Raw genomic sequence first — 19,785 nt, 5'->3', positions numbered from 1 at the left:
AGATGTCAATATTTCCACCTAAATGATCGAAAATTACCCCTCAAAAAAACAGCAGCATAACGATATTTGGTATAATAACTAAATATAAACCCAGCTGATGATAATTTTTATGAGGTCAATACTCTCGAGTATTGCTGTGTCTTTGGCACTATATGCTCCGGCGCAGAACATAGATTTAAAAAACTGGCCCGAAGCGGCCAATCCCATAACCGTTGGCCGTTTGGTCGCGCAGCGTTTTGTCGAAAGTCCACATAACAGCTTTAAACCGCCGGCGCCGCCCAAATCCATCACTTATCCTGAAGTGTGTACTTGGTATGGGGCATTGAAGTTTGCGGAAGTCAGCCAGGATAAAGCGCTGCTCGATAAGCTGACACAACGCTTTATGCCATTTTTTGATACCGAGAAGCACCTGGTACCGCGACCCTGGCACGTGGATTTTGCCGTGTTTGGAACGGTTCCTCTTGAACTTTTCCGCCAGACAAAAAACAAAACTTTTCGCGAGATGGGGATGCGTTTTGCCGATGCGCAATGGAGTATTCCTATTGATTCGCCCCAAACAGTGAAAGATTCCTACCAAAAGTTTCTGGACAAGGGGCTGACCTGGCAGACACGCTATTGGATAGATGACATGTACATGATCACCATGCTGCAGTCCAAAGCATATCAGATGACCGGGGAGCGTAAGTACATTGATCGTGCAGCACATGAAATGCTTGTCTATCTCGATACCATTCAAAAAGAAAACGGCCTATTCTATCATGCCCCGGATGCACCTTTCTTTTGGGGAAGGGGGAATGGCTGGATGGCAGCCGGGATGAGCGAATTGCTATCTGCTTTGCCCAAGGATAACCTCAATAGGCCTGCAATTTTAGCCTCTTACAAAAAAATGATGGCCAGCCTCAAAAAATATCAACGTGAAGATGGCTTGTGGGGGCAACTGATCGATAGACCGGAGTCCTGGGTAGAAACTTCGGGTTCGGCCATGTTTACCTATGCGCTGATCACGGGCGTGCGGAACGGTTGGCTTGATGCCAATGAATATACGCCAATCGCACGTAAGGCTTGGTTGGCCCTGGTCGGGTATATCAATAAGGAAGGGGATATTGCCAATGTCTGTGAAGGGACAAACCGAAAAAATGATTATCAATACTACCTGGATCGAAAACAAAGGACAGGTGATATGCATGGGCAGGCGCCGATACTCTGGTGCATATATGCCCTGTTAAAAAAATAATCCATTATGGAAAAAATCCTGATTATCCTATTGCTGTTGCTCTGTAGTCATGCAAAGGCACAGCCTATCCAATGGAAAGAACAATATCCCGGTGTATGGAAGGGTACTTTTGGTCAACCTGAAAAATACACCTTGCTGGGTGCTGCGGGTATTGAACCGCGCGCTTCGACACTCGAACAGCTGCAGTCAACGGACTTCCCGCTGCCGAAAATGGAGGTTCATGCCGAACTGATTGACGGGAAAACCTATGTGGGGATGCCATTGACAAAAAATGAACAGATCTATGGTCTGGGATTGAATTTTCAGACTGTTCACCAGCGTGGCAAGATCCTTAATCTACATGTAGACCATTATGGTGGCAAGGATAACGGCCGTACACATGCACCCGTTCCTTTCTATGTCTCCTCCAAGGGTTATGGTGTGCTTGTTAATTCTGCACAGTATTTGACCTACTACGTGGGGACCGCTGTTCGTAAAGACACGAAGGAGCCGACAGAAGCCAAGGATCGCAATACCGATAAAAGCTGGAACTCGCGTCCTTATTCGGATGCGGTGGAGATCTATATCCCGGCAGCAGGTGTAGAGATCTACGTCTTTGCAGGTATCAATCCCCTGGACGCGATCAGACGATACAATCTATTCTGCGGGGGCGGTACATTGCCACCACGATGGGGACTGGGATTTACTCAGCGGGTACAAAAACTCTATACGGCCGAAGAGGTACTGAATGAAGCCGCCCAGTTTGAGGAACACGGTTTTCCGCTTGATTTCATTGGTCTTGAACCCGGATGGCAGTCGCGAGCCTATCCATGCACGTTTGAATGGGACAAGGGACGTTTTCCGGATCCAGCTTCCTTGATCAGGAAATTGGCCGCCAAGGGAATTCGTCTAAATCTTTGGACAAATCCTTATGTCTCGCCAGATGCAGGTATCAGTAAGGCGATCGAACCTTATACAGGTTCTCATACGGTCTGGAACGGTACAGTTCCCGATTTGAACCATCCCGAAGCCAAAAAAATACTGGCTAAACAATTCATGGATGCGCAGCTTAATATTGGCGTCAGTGGTTATAAAATAGATGAAGTCGATGGTTACGATTATTATCTTTGGCCCGATATGGCCAAATTTCCATCGGGTATCAGTGGTATCCAGATGCGGCAGACCTATGGTGTACTCGCGCAGAAGCTGACCGATAGTTTGTATAGAAGTCAGAATAAGCGCACCTATGGACTGGTACGCGCATCGAATGCTGGAGCCAATAATTTGCCTTATGTTATCTACAATGACTATTACAGTCATCAGGATTTTATCACGGCACTGGTCAATAGCGGATTTTGCGGTGTACTGTGGACACCGGAAGTGCGGGGATCGAAAACAGGGCAGGAGTGGCTACGTCGCTTTCAGTCCGTTGTCTTTTCGCCCATGGCCATGATCAATGCCTGGTCCAGTGGGACAAAACCCTGGTCTTTTCCCGAAGTCGCTGATCAGGTGAAATATTATGCACAATTGCGGATGGAGCTGATGCCTTATTTATATTCCGAATTTGCAAAGTATCACTTTGAGGGTACACCTCCTTTCCGGGCGATGGTATTGGAAGAAGGTTTTCAGGGGCAGGCCAAGGCGGTGCTAGGCAATCAGGATCTGGAAACAAATCCTTATCTCGAAGCCGTCAACAGGGAAGTCAAGGATCAGTATATGTGTGGTGAATATATACTTGTCGCGCCCTTATTCGCTGGAGAGTCATCCCGAAAAGTGTTGTTGCCAAAAGGTAATTGGTATGATTTCTATACAGGAAAATATGCGGGTAATGGAGAAGAGATCGTCGCCTCGCCGGATATGGACCGCATACCGGTCTATGTCAAAGATGGTGGTATTATACCGATGATGGACAGCCGCTTACATGCGCCACTTTCAAATGAGAAGGTCGATTTGACCATCCGTCATTACGGGGAGAAAGAGGGAAGCTATCGGCTGTATGATGATGATGGCGTGAGCTTTGACTATGAAAAAGGAAGCTATGCCTGGCGTAGGGTGTTGGTCAGAAAGAATGCAAAAGGCAGTCTGAGTGGCGAAATATCCAAACCGCAGCAAGGAAAACCAAATACGTTTGGAAGGGTTCAATTTGAATTTATGACAAAATAGGGAAATTAAAATAGCTTATCCCTGATGGTTGAATCAAGCGCTTTTTGGATTAAAATGATCATTTTTTACTGCTAAAAAGAACAGAATTTACCCCCTTTGACACGGGGAAGTACCCGATATTTGGGTAATAACGAATTATAAACAATAACCAAATAAGGGAATACGGATGAGTCTGTCATTAGCTTCGATCAATAGGGAAGCTGGGACGAAATGGGACTATGATGGTCTGAATTCCTTAGTATAATAAATAACCAATTAATAAATATCTAACTTATGATGAAAAGTATCACAAAAATGGGGTGCTTTGTACTCTGCCTATTTTTACTAATGGGCAGTATGGGCTTACCGCTCTTTGCCCAGCAAAATATCCGGATTTCAGGTAAAGTGAGCAGTAGCAAAGGCGATGCGCTACAGGGGGTGAGCGTCCGTATTAAAGGGAAGAGCCAGGGAACAAGCACAGATGCCGCCGGAAAATATCAGATAGATGCTGCGCCGGCAGCGGTTCTGATTTTTAGCCAGGTGGGTATGAAGATGGAAGAGAGAACTGTTGGTAGTCAGCGTCAGATTGATGTCCAACTGGGGGAAAATGACAATGCGCTGGATGAGATCGTCGTAACAGGCTACGGCGGAACTGTTAAAAAACGGGATGTGACGGGGGCAATTTCATCTGTCAGTGCAAAAAAGATTGAAGAGCGCCAGCCGATCAATATTTTTGATGCCTTACAGGGGCAGGCAGCGGGGGTACTTGTAACCAACGATGGTGGTGGTGCTCCTGGAGCGACAGGTAGCATCCAGGTACGTGGTACCTCAACCTTAAACGGCGGAAATGGTCCTTTGTATGTTGTGGATGGTGTGATTAACCCAGAAGGTGCAAATATCAATCCGGCTGATATCGAAAGTATTGAAGTTTTAAAAGATGCCGGTTCGGCGTCAATCTACGGAACCCGTTCTGCAAATGGCGTTATCTTGATTACGACCAAACGTGGCTCAGAAGGCAGACCCCTGATCAATGTAAATTATAACCATCTCTTTGGTCGTCTGGCACATTATATTCCGGTCAGTAACTCTGCCGAGGTAAGAGAATTCAGAAATATTCAGAACAGATCAACAAACGTAGATTCTTTAAACCCGAGTTTTAATGCGGACAATGATCTTCAACGTTTGTTGTTGGGTAATTTGGCACAAAAGAAAGAACTCAAACTAAGTGTCGGTGGTGGACAGAAAAACCTGCGTTACTACAGTAGTTTAAACTACCTGGATGACAAATCCATTATTTTGAATAGTTATGCCAAAAGATTGCAATCGCGTATTAACGTGGAGTATCAGATATCGCCCAAATTGCGCTATTCAAATAACATATCCTTTTCTTGGCAGCGGGGTAATGCTACGCCGATAGGGAATACCATACGTGTGGTAATGGATCGGCCGGCCTATTCTTTGATTTATTATCCGGATGGTTCCCTGACAAGCTATATCGGCTCAAAGCGAAATCCGGTCGCCAATGCCTTGTTTGAAGAAAATTTGTCAGAAACCTATTCGGGGCAGTTGAACAATCAGTTGGACTACCAGATTCGGGATGACCTGAAATTTACGACTTTAGTCAATGGCCGTTTGGACAATTTACAATTTACGGGATTTTCGCCACGTTTCCTCTCAGCGAAACTGGACCAGAACAGTGGAACCAATGAAATGAGCAAAACTTTCTTCTGGGAGTTTCAGTCATTTCTGAACTATAATAAAACTTTTGCCCAAGATCATGTGGTGTATGCTTTATTGGGATTTAGCGCGGACCGCAAACGCCTTGACCTGTTCCATTCGGAATATTTAAACAGCGTAAACGAAGAGATCCGGGTCACGCTTCCGGATTACCTGACAGCTGCCAAGACCTATACCTCGGCAACGGCGAATACAACAAGGTCACTATTCAGCCGGATCGGTTATAATTACAAAGGCCGATACCTCGTACAAGGTTCGTACAGAAGGGATGGTTCGTCGCGTTTTGGGCCAGGCCGAAGATTGGGAAACTACTTTTCAGCATCTGCCGCATGGCGTTTCTCGGACGAAAACTTTATGAAATGGGCAAAACCGGCATTACAGGATGCGAAGATAAGGTATAGTTTCGGGCAGCTGGGCAACGATCAGATCGGTGATTACGAATCTTATACCAAAGTGAAATTTAGCGGAAACTATAACGGCGTAGGTGGTGCGGCCTTAACGAGTACGTTCGGGAATAATCAGATCCAATGGGAAATGACGACACAGAATAACCTAGGATTGGATCTCACCTTTTTAAATGGTCGATTAGGAGTGACAGCGGACTATTATGTGAAAACAACCTCGGATTTATTGTATAAAAAGGAAATGCCGAAAGAAACAGGTTTTTCCAATGTTGTAGTCAATTTTGGAACAATCCGTACAAGAGGTGTTGAACTCATTGTTAATGCGAAACCTATCGTCACTCGCGATTTCACCTGGGAGGTTGGTGGCAATATTTCCTTCGAACGTGGTAAGATTGTTAAACTGGCGGGTGGTGTACCGATGTTTGCCGGTAATAAATGGTATGTCGAAGAGGGTGGACGTATTGGTAACTTTTACGGCTGGCGTAATCTTGGGGTCTACGCCTGGGATGAATCCAACGCCTATAACGATAACTGGGATAAGCTGACACTCGTATTGGATGATCAGGGTAAACCCATGTATCGCGATGGTAAGCCTGTCTATACATTCGATGGCCGTGATTACACAGGGACAGTGCATCAATTGTATGCACCCGACGGTAAATTGAAAGGTGGCGATGCGGAATGGCTTAATCATAAAAAAGATAGCTTGATCAACGATGAAGATCGTATGGTTCTTGGAAATGCAACACCTGATTTCTATTTCGGGTTTATGCAGAACTTTATGTATAAGCGATTTTCATTGAATGTTCTTTTCAATGGATCATTTGGTCGCGAGGTATATAATGCTTTACTACAACGTCAGAATTACCCGTCGGATACCGGAGCTGGTTCGCCGGATATGGTCTATAATGTCTGGAGAAAACCCGGTGATGTGGCTAAATACCCGAATTATCCTGAGCGAAATAACCGCGGTAACATGAAAACAAATCAGAATAGCTTATACATCGAGAATGGATCATTTGTACGGCTTGCTAGCGCACGTCTGTCGTATACTTTTGATCCACAACTTATCAGCAAGTTGAAAATGAAAGGATTGACAACCTATGTATACGGTACAAATTTATTGACCTGGACCAATTATCGGGGCTATGATCCGGAGTTTAGTTCATCGAATCCATTGACTCCGGGTGAAGATGATGGTCGTTATCCGAGGAGAAGAGAGTTTGGATTTGGGGTAAATATCAATTTTTAGGGATTTAAATTATGAAAACAAAGATTTTAGCATTACTACTTCTGTCAGCGGGGTTCAGCAGCTGCAGCAAATTTCTGGAAGAAAAACCATTGGCGGAAGTTGCCTTAGATCAGCATTATAAAAATTTATACGATGTGCAGGCTGCGATAGCTGGTATGTATAGTGGTTTTCAGATCGAAATGGTCGGAAAGGGTAATTTGGATAACAATAAGGACAATTTCCTGGAAAAATACCTGTATTGGGGCGAATACCGTGCAGATAATTTTGATCGGGCAATCAGTTATACAAAAGATTTTATTGACGAGATTGTGTTGAACAGCTTGACGCCGACGAATCAATTCTCCGATTGGAGCGGCTTATATACGGTAATCAGCCGGACGAATTTAAATATCAAATACATTCCCCGTGCGGCTGAACTGGACAGCCGGATCACACCTGAAATGTTGAATGATTATCTGGCACAATGTTATGCATTGCGTGCCATGTGCTATTTCTATCTTGTCCGTGTCTGGGGGGATGCGCCGATCTGGTTGGAACCCTATGAAGACATCAACCAGCCAGCGGAGAAAGCTCGTGAATCCAAAGATAAAATTTTGAACGAGGTGATCATTCCGGATCTGGAAAAGGCTTACTCTCTCATAAACAAGGAGGCCAAAAGTCCCCTATGGACACTTGGCGCCGGTGGAGTATGTGCTATCATGGCCGATGCCTATATGTGGAAGAAGGATTATTCGAACGCGAAAATATGGATCGAAAAGCTGTTTTTGGCCAAATCTCCGACAGGGGTAAGCTACGGTGGTATTAATGAAACAAATTTGCAGGAAACGGCTTCATGGAAAGCGATTTTCACGAGCCCACTGCTCAGTAAAGAAACCATTTGGAGTGTCAACTGGGATTATACGAAAAACGGCTGTGCCTGTATGCAGACTTCCTGGGCTCCCAACAATAAACAGATTGTTGTGGATGAAGATGTTTTTGCCAACTTGTTTTTGCCCCAAACAACAGATGGACGTAGTCCGGACATTCGTCCGCAACAGACCTTGGATATCTATTTTGGTTTACCAAGCAATAAGCGGGACCGATTTATAAAATGGTATCCGACTGAAGCAAATCCAACCAAAGCGGATCCCTGGCCGGCAGCCAACCAAGAACTTCCGGTGTATTTAACCATGTATAGATTGAGCGACATGTATTTGCTGTATGCAGAGGCATTGAACGGATTAGGAGATAAGGCGAATGCGGTCAAATACCTCAATTTTATACGAAAGCGTGCCCGTTTAGCCGAATACGATTTGAATGACGCGCAATTAGCCACAGCTTACCAGTTAGAAACAGCAATATTAAACGAACGCAGGGTGGAGCTTTTTGGCGAGGGGAAACGCTGGTTTGATCTGGTGCGGACAGGAAGGGTGAAGGAGGTCATGGATCCAATTTTGAAGCGTAGACAGGAAGATGCCGGCAGCCTGGACAAACCTGGATTTCTAGATCCCCAAAACCGGGTATACTGGCCCCTCAATCGTAGCGTAATGAATGCGAATAACCTATTGGTGCAAAATCCGGGATATACAGATTAATAGATGCATATAAATCAAAGAGTCATGAAAAGAATATCTAACATAAAATGGGCACAATATGGTGTTATTGTGGTAAGCTTGCTGCTAATGTCAAGTTGCTCATTATTCGATTTGGAATTACAGGAGAACTACGATTATAAACATAAAACACTGGATCCAAATATCGGCATCAGCGCACGAAAATTTTTGGAAAATCGCTCCTATGAAACAACAGAAAATCCATCAGATACGGTGTTTAAATGGATGCGGATGGGACTGGAATATGCGGAGATCAGTTTGGAAGAGCTTGATAAAAACGACCGTACATTTATCTTTTTGCACAATGAGGCAATAAAAACCTGGGATGCCAAAACGAAAAAGGTCACGTCCGGACTTTTCTTCGATTTTCCGATTGTGACCGGCGTGGACGGTACAGGCAAACCAATGACCAGGCCAGCGACGAAATGGGAGGATTATAATAAAGAAGATGTCCGGAATTATTTTCTCTACCTCATCTTACAGGGCAATTACAACTTCGATAAATTGACAATCTCCAATAAAAAAGCCAAAACTTTATTGCCGGCAAATACAGTAGCCAGTAAAAGTTCGCTGTTGGGTTATCTGAACGACAACAAAGGTTTCAATCAGGAAGGTGTGATGTATTTAAGACTGGTCAATAACAACGACCTGGCGCCGATTCAAATCAATGATAAGACGACGAATAGATCCGGAGGTTATATAACAACCAATGGCGTAGTCCATGTTTTTGGATCCAAGGGAAATACAACGGTGTATCCTTTTTAGGGATGTATGGCAAAATGAACCTTATAAACAAAATAAATATGATGAGAAACGTTTCAGTATTATCGACTTTATCACTGCTACTGGTGATAGGGAGCAGCTGTGAAAAACCAGCGGCGGTAAAATTGCAATTAAAAGGCATCGCTTGTGTGCAATGTCATACCATTCAATCGGCGGCGGATTTGCAGGCTTTAAACCTGCAGCCCGGCGATACTGTCATTATGAAATCCGGGCAATGGACAGATCAGGAACTGACATTTAACGCGCAGGGAACAAGCCAGCAGCCTATTGTGCTGATGGCGGAACAGCCTGGAGCCGTGGTTATGAAAGGTACTTCTTCCATCAGCATTACAGGAAAATGGCTCGTGGTCAGTGGACTGGTCTTTCAGAATGGTTATACCTCAGGTAAGAATGTGGTTGATTTCACCTCCTCTTCATCAAATTGTCGCTTGACAAATAGTTCGATTGTGGATTATAATCCGCCAACAGCTACTACCGACTACCGCTGGGTTTCCATCAACGGATCAAATCACCGTATTGATCATTGTTATCTCAAAGGAAAATTGCATCAGGGACCTACAATGGTGGTTTGGGGAACAAACAAAACAATGAAACATCGGATCGATCATAATTTCTTTGGTGAGCGAGCGGCAGTACCGGATAACGGGGGGGAGACCATCCGTATCGGAACAAGCGATTGGTCCATGACCAGTGCTTATACGACGATAGAAGATAATATCTTTCAACGTTGTAATGGTGAAACGGAAATTATCTCCAATAAAATGGGCGCTGATACCATCCGTAATAACTTTTTTCACGAGAGCCAGGGGACACTTTGCCTGAGACATGGAAATGGTTCTGCGGTCTATGGAAACTATTTTGTCGGAAATGGGATTAGTGCTGCAGGTGGTATTCGTATTATTGGTGAGGATCATATCGTTTACAACAATTATTTCCAGAATATGACTGGAACAGGGCAAAAAGCAGCTTTGGCAATAATGGATGGTGTACCGAATTCGCCATTAAGTGGTTACTATCAAGTAAAACGTGTGAAGGTTGTGGCCAATACCATGATCAAATGTAAACAGTCATTTGATATCGGTTCGGGAAAAGGGGGGAACAATCGCACCTTGCCACCAACAGATGGCCATATTGCCAATAATGTTGTCTCGCAAGCTTCGCAATCTACCATGTTGACTTTTACAGATCAACCGGTTAATTTTACCTATCAGGGAAATATCGTCTATGACGTGCCGACAAGCCAACAGCTTCCGGCAGGATTTACACGACAGAATCCACTATATACACTAACAACTGATGGAATCTATGAGCCGACCAGTAATAGTCCGGTGCTGGGTGCTTTTGTCGGTAACTATCCTTTTGCGGCCGCGGTAGATGCGGGAGCACCTAAATTGGATACAAAACACCGTGATCTTCTGAAAGCACAAAATATCGGTCCGGGCTTTATGACTGGTCTGGGGAATAGTTTGGTTATTAATCCTTAATAATCCTGAACATTATTTTTCTTCATTGTACAAGGAAACCTAACTTGGTGGATTATGCGGGATGGATTTGTCATTCCGCACTGTATTATTGCATTTTCCCCACCTAAAAGTATGAAACAAACCGATGGCTGTTCGGTTTTTCCACCGGGGGAAATCAACCAGTCCGTTGACTGAACGAAAAACTCCCCTTACTGCAACAAGCAGTCAGGGGAGTTTTTCGTTCAGTCACCCGGGAAGATGAAACAAACACGCGTTTGTTTCATTTTTTCACGAGGGGAAATCAAAGTTCCATTGCTTTGTTTGTAGCAGTCATAGGACTTCGCGAAACTTCCATGAGACTGGATCGCAATTTTACTGTGCAAAACCGATCATTTACTATACTTTTTGACAGGTTTTGGAGAATGCTTTTTTCGATATTCTTTATAATTTCCATGTTTTTCGTATTCCAGTGTACCTTCTGCACAATAGCTGCTGAGATAAACAGAAAATTTATTGCTCTGTTCTTTGTTTGCATGCAGCTGTTGGATTATATCAGAAACACGACGGGGTATTTCGAAAAAATTTGAATTGTAAACAAGGTCATCCAGTTCTTTGGTCATTTCGATGCGACGCTTTGACTCAGGCGGGATATTGTAGAGCGGTGTTAAATCAATCTAATTTTTTTCCTCTATAATATTCATTCCAGCTATCCTTCGCATAACCTTTACCTAAATATTTAAATGTAAAGGCAGTTGCATCTTTTATCTCCTGACCGAAATAATAGACTTTCCAGCTATCCTTGCTGTATCCGTCCCCGAGAAGAACAAAGCTTGGGGCGGATACATCTTTTATTTGATTGCCTCTATAATAGACATTCCAACTATCTTTGGCGTATCCTTCATCCAATACTTTAAAGCTAGGCGCAGAGACATCTTTAATTTTAACACCCCGATAATAGGCATTCCAACTATCCTTGGCATATCCCCAACCAAGTGACTGGAATGAATGTGGCGATACATCTTTGATCTTAATGCCACGATAATAGGCATTCCAGTTGTCTCTTGCATAAGCATTACCGAGGTCTTTGAAAGATTGCGCATCGACACCTTCGACCATCTTATCCCTGTAGAAAGTCCGATTGCCTATGGTAACGTAATCGTTTTCTCTATCATGTCGAAATGTCGTTTGAGACGTAGATCTTTTATTGTCGTCAACTTGTTGAGCAATACTTTTATCCAATATACATAGCACTGCAAAGGAAATAACAAGCATATTTTTTAAGTGAAAAAAGGCCATAATTTAATCTGTTTTATAATATCTATTTATATCGGATCTTTACTTTATGACCAGAATAATTCACCGAAGGTTTAATCATTCTATCATTTAATTTTTTAATAATACTTATCCATTTTAAATGCAACTATTTTGAAATGCCAATATTTTTTTGTATATTGCTGGTTATGAGTTTTAAAGAAAAATTAGAGAACTGGCGCACGTCAATCAATCGCGCCGGTAGTGGTGAGGAATTGTATATTTTGCTTTTGAACTACAAAAAGTTTATCAATAAAAATTGGATGGACGATTTTGGCGATCCAGGCAACTGGAAATCAGAGCTAAATCAGGTCATCAGCAAAGTAAGAAACAAGGTGGATGTAGCAGATATCAGAGCCTGCCAAGATTTATCGTCCTATCAGGACGATGCCCGGCAGACCGCACATTCACTCAATCATACCTTAAAATATCATCACTCATTGACAAAAGGGTAGGCTAGGCCTACCTTTTTTTGTGATCAAAATTTTTTAAATTATTTACTAAGCGGGATGTATGATCAGCCATGATAATACATCCCGCTTTATTTTTTCCATACCGCCACACAGCTAACGGCCGTTCGATCAAATAGCTATAATGCACAGTTAGAACCCATTATTTGAAAAAATATTTGTGGATGTCGGAAAATGTTTTTACTATTGTATAGTAGTATAGAATAGTATAGATTAAAAGCTACTATGCTACGCAATAATAACCAATCTATAAGAAGACCAATTTATGATCTACCACATGTATTACCGAATCTGTAAATGGCAGCGATGTAGTCTTGTCTTCCTCTTTCTTCTGATTGCCGGCTTTGCAAATGCACAGTCCAAATCTTTTGAATTAAGAGGAGTTGTATTGGATAGCATCGGACATTTACCCATTTCCAACGTTACAATTGCCTTTATGGGAAAGAATGCAGTTGTATCAACGGATGCACAGGGACAGTTCCTGATCAAAGATGTGCAACTCAATGATCAGCTTGTCCTGACTTCGGTCGGATTCGACCGAAAAACTGTTCAGGTCACCAGTACCAACCGGATGACCATCTTTCTGTCTTCATCAAGTTCAAATCTGGATGAAGTGACGGTCGTCGCTTATGGCACACAAAAGAAGACGAGTATGGTCGCTTCGATCACCTCGATTAATCCGAAAGAGATTAAGGGACCTACCTCCAATCTGACCACCATGCTGGCAGGTCGGGTAGCGGGTTTAATTGCTTATCAACGGAGTGGGGAACCGGGTAACGACAATGCTTCCTTTTTTATCCGCGGTGTCGGGACCTTTGGTGCCGGAAAGAAAGACCCCTTGATCCTCATCGATGGGATGGAATCGAATACAACGGCCTTAGCGCGGCTTCAACCGGACGATATCGCTGGTTTTTCGGTGCTGAAAGATGCGGCCGCTTCTGCACTATATGGTGCCAGAGGTGCAAATGGTGTGGTCTTGGTTAATACCAAAAGTGGTATCGTGGGAAAAGCAAAATTTAATGCGCGTTTCGAAAATTCAATTTCCACCAATACCCGAAACTTCCAATTTGCCGATAATATTACCTATATGAATTTGGCCAATGAAGCTGTTTTGACACGCAACCCGAGGGGAACATTGCCTTATGATCAGAATAAGATCGACCATACGGCTAGGGGTGACGATCCGCTGCTTTATCCAAATAACAACTGGATCGATCAGTTGATTAAAGATTATACCAACAATCAGCGTTTCAATTTCAACGTAACGGGTGGCGGTAACCTAGCGCAATATTATGTTGCGGGTACTTTTAACAATGATAAGGGAATTTTGAAATCGGAAAGTGGCAATAATTTTGACAATAACATTAACCTCAAAAATTATTCTTTACGGTCTAATATCACCTTAAATATTACACCGACAACCATAGGAATTATCCGCACGTCGGCACAATTTGACGATTATAAGGGACCGATCGGTGGTTATGATGACTGGGGCAATTTGATCAATGGTGGCCAACGGGTATTCAAAGAAGCCATCTGGTCCAATCCAGTCATGTTTCCGGCAGTATATCCGGCTTCTTACGCGCCATTTACAACACACCCGTTATTCGGCAATAACTTTATACCGACGACAAAGACCTTGTACAATAACCCGTATGCCAAGATGGTCAACGGTTTTCAGGAATATAATAGTTCGACAGTCAATGTACAATTGGAGCTGAAACAGAACTTTGATTTTATCACAAAAGGTTTATCTGCACGTTTGATGGCTTATACGCAACGGTACTCGTATTTTTCAGTGCGCAGAAGCTTTGAACCGTTCTACTATAATTTGCTGAAAATACCCGGAACAAATAATACGGTATTGAGCTTGCTGAATGAAAACCAGGGGACAGAATACCTGGATTATAGTCAGGGCGATCGGATACAGAATACAACAACCTACGGTGAATTTGCGCTTAATTACAACCGAACCATCGGAAAAGATCATGATATCACGGGTATGCTGATCGGTATCATGCGGAATTATCAGACAGCAAATGGAGGCAATTTACAGGCTTCTCTGCCAGCACGTAATATCGGTGTGTCCGGACGCGCAACGTATGCGTATAAAAATAAATACCTTTTTGAAGCGAATTTTGGTTACAACGGTTCCGAACGTTTTTCCAAAGACAAACGGTTTGGTTTTTTCCCCTCTTTTGGGGTAGGCTGGAATCTCCAGGAAGAGAAAATGTTTGAGTTTATTACGCCTGTGGTATCTCGTTTAAAACTGCGGGCAACCTATGGTTTGGTGGGTAACGACCAGATCGGTAACGACCGCGACCGCTTTTTCTATTTGTCGCAGGTCAATCCCAATGATGGCGGAAAAGGATTTTCCTGGGGTAACCTTTGGGATTATACCCGACCAGGTTACTCGATCTCGCGCTATGCCAACCCCAATATTACCTGGGAGCGCGCCAAAACATTTGATGCGGGTTTTGACCTCAATCTTAAAAATGGATTGGGTGTCGTCTTTGACTATTACAACTCCAAGCGAAGTGATATCTTAATGGTACGCTCAACTATTCCGACCACTGCTGGTTTTCAGGCGGATATTCAATCCAATATGGGTAAAGCGGAGAGTAAGGGATTTGACCTGGCTTTGGATTACAACAAATCGTTTGCCAATACCTGGTGGACGCAGTTGCGCGGCAACATGACCTATGCGACAAATCGCTTGCTGACCAACGAAGAACCGAACTATCCGGCAAATTTGTCTTACCTGACACATTTAGGGTATCCGATTAAACAGCAATATGGCTTGATCGCCGAACGACTGTTTGTCGATGATATTGAAGCCGATAATTCGCCTTTGCAAAATTTTGGTGGTGCATTGAAGACAATGGGTGGTGATATCAAATATCGCGACATTAACGGTGATGGCAAAATAACTGATCTGGACAAAGTGCCCATCGGTTTTCCAACGGATCCTGAAATTATCTACGGTATGGGATTCACCGTCGGTTTTAAAGGCTTTGATGTCAGTGCTTTCCTGCAAGGCTCTGCACGTTCATCTTTCTTTATCAATCCTGGAAATATCACGCCTTTCGCCATCAATGGCCCCTATCAAAATGGCCTGTTAAAACAAGTAGCCGATAGCCACTGGTCCGAAGATAATCAGGATATCCGTGCATTTTGGCCACGATTGACCGATGGATTCAATAACAACAATAATCAATTCTCGACCTGGTGGATGCGGAATGGTGCATTCTTACGATTGAAATCTGTTGAACTGGGCTATACAGTGCCAAAGAAGATCCTGGATCGCTGGAAGATGTCCAATATCCGCATTTATACCAATGCCCTGAATCTTGCCGTATGGAGCAAATTTAAAATGTGGGATCCTGAAATGGGTGGTGATGGTTTGGGTTATCCGGTTCAGGCGGTATATAATATCGGAATCAATGTGGGATTATAAAAAACAATGTATCATGAAAAAGTTAACTGTATTTAAATCGATGGTGGTATCAGGTCTATTGTTTTTTCAATCCTGCAACTATTTGGATGTTGTACCCGACAATGCCCCTACAATAGATAATGCCTTTACCATGCGTAGCGAAGCGATCAAATATTTGGCCACTTGCTATTCTTATTTACCAAATGATGGCGAACCTACCGTAAATCCAGCCTTCTTGGCGGGGGATGAGTTTTGGTTGGATTACCCAACGCGCAGTATCAATGGAACAAACTGGAATATTGCACGTGGCAATCAAAATGTCACTAATCCTTATGTCAATTACTGGGACGGATATATGTTCAATGCCATTCGCGACTGTAATATCTTTTTGGAGAACATCCAAAATCCGGAAAAAGTGCGCGACATGACGCAAGACGAACGTACCACCTGGGAGGGCGAGGTATTATTCCTAAAAGCATATTATCATTTTATGCTGATGCGCCATTATGGCCCTATTCCCATTATGGATGTCAACGTTCCTGTCACAGCACCAATTGAGGAGACGCAGGTAAAGCGTCAGCCGATCGACCAAGTAACGGATTATATCGTGAAGGTACTGGATGAGGCGGCTGGCAAATTACCCAATGCCGTGCAGTCGCCAGTAACCGATCTGGGACGTATTACCAAACCGATTGCCTTAGGTATCAAAGCGAAAGTCCTGTTGTACGCAGCGAGCCCATTATTCAATGGTAATACGGATTACGCAACCTTTAAAAATGTGGACGGTACGTTATTTTTTAATCAGGGCTTCCAAGCCGAGAAATGGCGTAAAGCAGCGCAGGCTGCAAAGGAAGCGATTGCCGCCTGTGAGGAGCTGGGGATGAATCTGTACGAATTTCCGACACCGGTGCGTCCATTGTCCAATACCACAATGATTCAGATGAGCATCCGGAACGCGGTAACGGAAAAATGGAACCGCGAGATCATCTGGGGAAATCCAACCTCAAGGACCTGGCAGTTGCAGTACTCGTCTATGGCGCACATCGATCCAAATAATGCTGGTAATAATAGTGTGAATGGTGTGTTGGCGCCGACCATCAAGATCGTTGAACAGTTTTATACCAAAAATGGCGTGCCGATGGATGAAGACAAGACCTTGGATTTCAGTAATAAAAACCAATTGCGTTCGGGAACGCATGACGAACGGTTCAATACGATCGAAAATTACCAAACAGCGCGTTTGCATTTTGACCGGGAAAATCGTTTCTACGCCAATGTGGGATTTGACGGTGGGGTTTGGTACATGGAAAATAGCCCGAGTCAGACGGACGAAAATACCTGGACGACTCAGCTTCGCTTGGGTTTATTTGGCAGTGGGGTTTCCGTGCCGATTACAACCTATTATCCAAAGAAGTTGGTCAATTGGAAATTTGCCTTTAAGGATGGAAACAGCTCGCATATCGAAGAGTATCCATGGCCTATGCTGCGGCTTGCCGACCTGTATCTGATGTATGCCGAGGCGCTAAACGAGAGTGAAGGACCGATAGCCGATGTATTCCTCTATCTCGATAAAATTCGCAAGCGCGCCGGTTTGGAAGGGGTGAAAGAATCCTGGGCAAAGTATGCTTTTAATAGCGCCAAGCCGACGACAAAAGAAGGACTCCGTGCAATCATACAACGTGAACGTAATATTGAGATGAGCTTTGAAGGTTCCCGCTTTTGGGATTTGAGACGCTGGAAGCTTGCCGCGCAAGAACTCAACAAAAATATCACGGGCTGGGATCGCAATCAGGATAAGGACCATCCGGAGCTTTTCTATCAGGAACAGACCTTCTATCAACAACGATTCGTAGCACCAAGGGACTATTTTTGGCCGATTAAAGAAAGTGATCTATTGGTCAACCCGAATTTGGTACAAAATCCGGGTTGGTAATTAGCGTATTAAATTGAAGAAAATCATGAAAAAACGAATATATCGCAATAGTATCTATGTCATGGCTGGTTTGCTGTTTCTGCTGCTCGGCTGTAAAGAGGAAAAAGGCTGGACCTTAATGGAGGACGACCAGACCAAACCGGGACTGGTACAGCATCCCTCCGTCGTGAATGGTTATGGACAGGCAATCATACATTATAGCCTTCCGGAGAATGACAATATACTGTACGTCAAAGCCGAATATGTGATGGCGAGTGGAGCCACCCGTGTCGTCAAATCATCGACGTACACCAATGAAATCTTAATCGATGGATTCCCCGATACCAAGCCGCAAACCGTTAAACTATACGCGGTAAGCAAGGCTGAGGTTGTGTCGGATCCCGTAGATGTAATTGTTGAACCGAAGACGCCGATCTTTAATCTGGTGTTTGGGGAGATGAAAGTAACAGCTGCCTTTGGTGGTATCCGCATTACCTCAACCAATAAGGAAAAAGGAAATGTGGTGATTGTACCGATGGTAGACTCGCTCAACAATGGGGAGTACCTGCCCTTAGATAACTACTATGGACAGGATTCCATCATCCTATATAATGTCCGTGGATTGAAATCCAAGGAAATGAAGTTCGCATTTTATGTCCGTGATCGCTGGTTAAATAAATCCGATACGCTGTACACTTCGATTACGCCATTGGAGGAAAATCTGTTTAACCGGCAATTGTTTACGCCATTGCGCTTGCCAGGGGATGCACAAATCCTCTACGGTTCTATGGACAATCTATGGGATGGCAATCTCAATACGTCCAAATGGCCAAGCTTTTATACGGTGGAGAACGCAGGTGTACCGCAATCGGTGACTTTCTCGATCGGTAGAGAAGCAAAACTAAGCCGCGTGGTGATCTTTCCGAGACGGGAAAATGGCTTCTACGATAAGGGCAATTTACGTGATTTTGAGATCTGGGGAAGCAATACGCCGAATTTGGATGGCTCTTGGGAATCATGGACGAAATTGGCTACCTGCACGGTACGTAAACCATCGGGAACACCGTCGGGAACAAATACCAATGCAGACGAAGTGTATGGTACCTCTGGCTGGTCATTTGATCTACCGGAAGATGCTCCGAAATACAAATACCTGCGCATTCGCAATCTGCGCAATTGGCGGGGTAGTTATTTTATGCAGATTAACCAGATTCAGGTATGGGGCGTTTATTAATCAATTTAAAAAGCAAAGTTATGAAAAGATATATCGTATTGCTGTCTTTGTTTATTGTGGCGCTGTTGGCGGCTTGTTCCAAAATGGACGAGTTTACTGAGCATACGGATGGGAAAGCAATTATCTATCCGGCAAAGCTCGACTCGATTAGAGTTCGTTCTGGAAAATACCGTATACAAGTAGAAGGTGTCTATAGAGCTTCCTCGGGTGTGTCCGAGCTACGGATCTATTGGAACAGCAAGCAAGATTCGATAAAAATACCAGTCAAACTGACTGGTAAGGTGGATACCGTACGTTATTTAATCGATAAACTGCCCGAAGGCCGAATGAATCTTGAAATTCGCAGTGTGGATGCCGCAGGGCGCTTTTCTGTTCCGACCTATGTGGTGGGGAATGTGTATGGCGATCGTTACCGCGAAGGGCTTTACCAACGTGCGGTACTCGAACAGAATTTTATCGCTGGACAGCAGCTGCAATTGGGTTTGCAAAATGTATCGGAAACCATGGGTTTTGATGGACTGCGTATCGCGTATAGAAATTGGGATGGTGGCACCACGGATACCGTAGTGCGTACTAAAAATCAGGATGAAAAGATTGGTCTTCAACGCTATCTTCCTGGTGCCGAAGTTTCCTATCGTACCGTGTTCAGACCCGATAGTTCGGCCATCGATACCTTTATGGTCAAATCGACCAAATTGGCGATAAAAAAGGATAATATCACGCCTTGGTACCTCCAGAATTACAAAACACCATTTACAGCGACTGTATACGATGGCAACCGTTGGGGAGTTTTGGACAACTGGATTACAAATACCGCCATGAAAAACCATAACGGT

Annotated in this window: 13 protein-coding genes; 11 read left to right on the top strand and 2 right to left on the bottom strand. The window is 43.8% G+C overall.

From position 1 onward, the window contains the following. Positions 1 to 109 precede the first annotated feature (109 nt). The 6 genes from HMAT_RS13205 (at position 110) to HMAT_RS13180 (ending at position 10,607) form a co-directional block, all read left to right on the top strand. The gene (locus HMAT_RS13205) at positions 110 to 1,234 is read left to right on the top strand and encodes a glycoside hydrolase family 105 protein (protein WP_233789249.1); all 1,125 of its coding nucleotides are present in this window, start codon (positions 110 to 112) and stop codon (positions 1,232 to 1,234) included. A 6-nt stretch (positions 1,235 to 1,240) separates the two neighbouring features. Continuing rightward, entirely contained in the window at positions 1,241 to 3,376 is a 2,136-nt protein-coding gene (locus HMAT_RS13200; RefSeq protein WP_104383135.1) for a TIM-barrel domain-containing protein, read from the top strand. A gap of 273 nt (positions 3,377 to 3,649) precedes the next feature. Next, positions 3,650 to 6,748: a TonB-dependent receptor gene (locus HMAT_RS13195; RefSeq protein ID WP_104383134.1), complete on the top strand. Its 3,099-nt coding sequence runs from the start codon at positions 3,650 to 3,652 to the stop codon at positions 6,746 to 6,748. Positions 6,749 to 6,759: 11 nt separating this feature from the next. After that, complete coding sequence (locus tag HMAT_RS13190) at positions 6,760 to 8,322, top strand: RagB/SusD family nutrient uptake outer membrane protein (protein WP_104383133.1); 1,563 nt, start codon at positions 6,760 to 6,762, stop codon at positions 8,320 to 8,322. Between the two features lie 24 nt (positions 8,323 to 8,346). Beyond that, the gene (locus tag HMAT_RS13185; protein WP_158655822.1) at positions 8,347 to 9,105 is read left to right on the top strand and encodes a hypothetical protein; all 759 of its coding nucleotides are present in this window, start codon (positions 8,347 to 8,349) and stop codon (positions 9,103 to 9,105) included. 38 nt (positions 9,106 to 9,143) lie between these two features. After that, entirely contained in the window at positions 9,144 to 10,607 is a 1,464-nt protein-coding gene (locus HMAT_RS13180) for a polysaccharide lyase 6 family protein (protein WP_158655821.1), read from the top strand. Between the two features lie 368 nt (positions 10,608 to 10,975). Here HMAT_RS13180 and HMAT_RS13175 read toward each other — a convergent pair whose 3' ends face one another. After that, positions 10,976 to 11,206 (bottom strand): hypothetical protein, encoded by a 231-nt coding sequence (locus HMAT_RS13175; protein ID WP_104383130.1) that lies wholly within the window; start codon positions 11,204 to 11,206, stop codon positions 10,976 to 10,978. A 49-nt stretch (positions 11,207 to 11,255) separates the two neighbouring features. Further along, entirely contained in the window at positions 11,256 to 11,882 is a 627-nt protein-coding gene (locus HMAT_RS13170; RefSeq protein ID WP_104383129.1) for a DKNYY domain-containing protein, read from the bottom strand. A 164-nt stretch (positions 11,883 to 12,046) separates the two neighbouring features. Here HMAT_RS13170 and HMAT_RS13165 point away from each other — a divergent pair, with 164 nt between their 5' ends. From HMAT_RS13165 to HMAT_RS13145, 5 genes are all read left to right on the top strand, one after another. Then, entirely contained in the window at positions 12,047 to 12,352 is a 306-nt protein-coding gene (locus HMAT_RS13165; RefSeq protein ID WP_104383128.1) for a hypothetical protein, read from the top strand. Positions 12,353 to 12,632: 280 nt separating this feature from the next. Next, complete coding sequence (locus HMAT_RS13160; RefSeq protein ID WP_233789247.1) at positions 12,633 to 15,824, top strand: TonB-dependent receptor; 3,192 nt, start codon at positions 12,633 to 12,635, stop codon at positions 15,822 to 15,824. A gap of 13 nt (positions 15,825 to 15,837) precedes the next feature. Further along, positions 15,838 to 17,736 (top strand): RagB/SusD family nutrient uptake outer membrane protein, encoded by a 1,899-nt coding sequence (locus HMAT_RS13155; RefSeq protein ID WP_104383431.1) that lies wholly within the window; start codon positions 15,838 to 15,840, stop codon positions 17,734 to 17,736. A 25-nt stretch (positions 17,737 to 17,761) separates the two neighbouring features. Next, on the top strand, positions 17,762 to 18,949 hold the full coding sequence (locus tag HMAT_RS13150) for a DUF5000 domain-containing lipoprotein (protein ID WP_104383126.1): 1,188 nt from the start codon (positions 17,762 to 17,764) through the stop codon (positions 18,947 to 18,949). A gap of 20 nt (positions 18,950 to 18,969) precedes the next feature. Further along, a partial coding sequence (locus HMAT_RS13145) for a DUF4998 domain-containing protein (RefSeq protein WP_262508755.1) occupies positions 18,970 to 19,785 on the top strand: 816 nt, incomplete at its 3' end.

The sequence above is a fragment of the Sphingobacterium sp. HMA12 genome (genome assembly GCF_002933815.1).
Taxonomy (GTDB): domain Bacteria; phylum Bacteroidota; class Bacteroidia; order Sphingobacteriales; family Sphingobacteriaceae; genus Sphingobacterium.
Note: the sequence above shows the minus strand (reverse complement) of the source record. Positions and strands in the feature narration are given on the sequence as shown.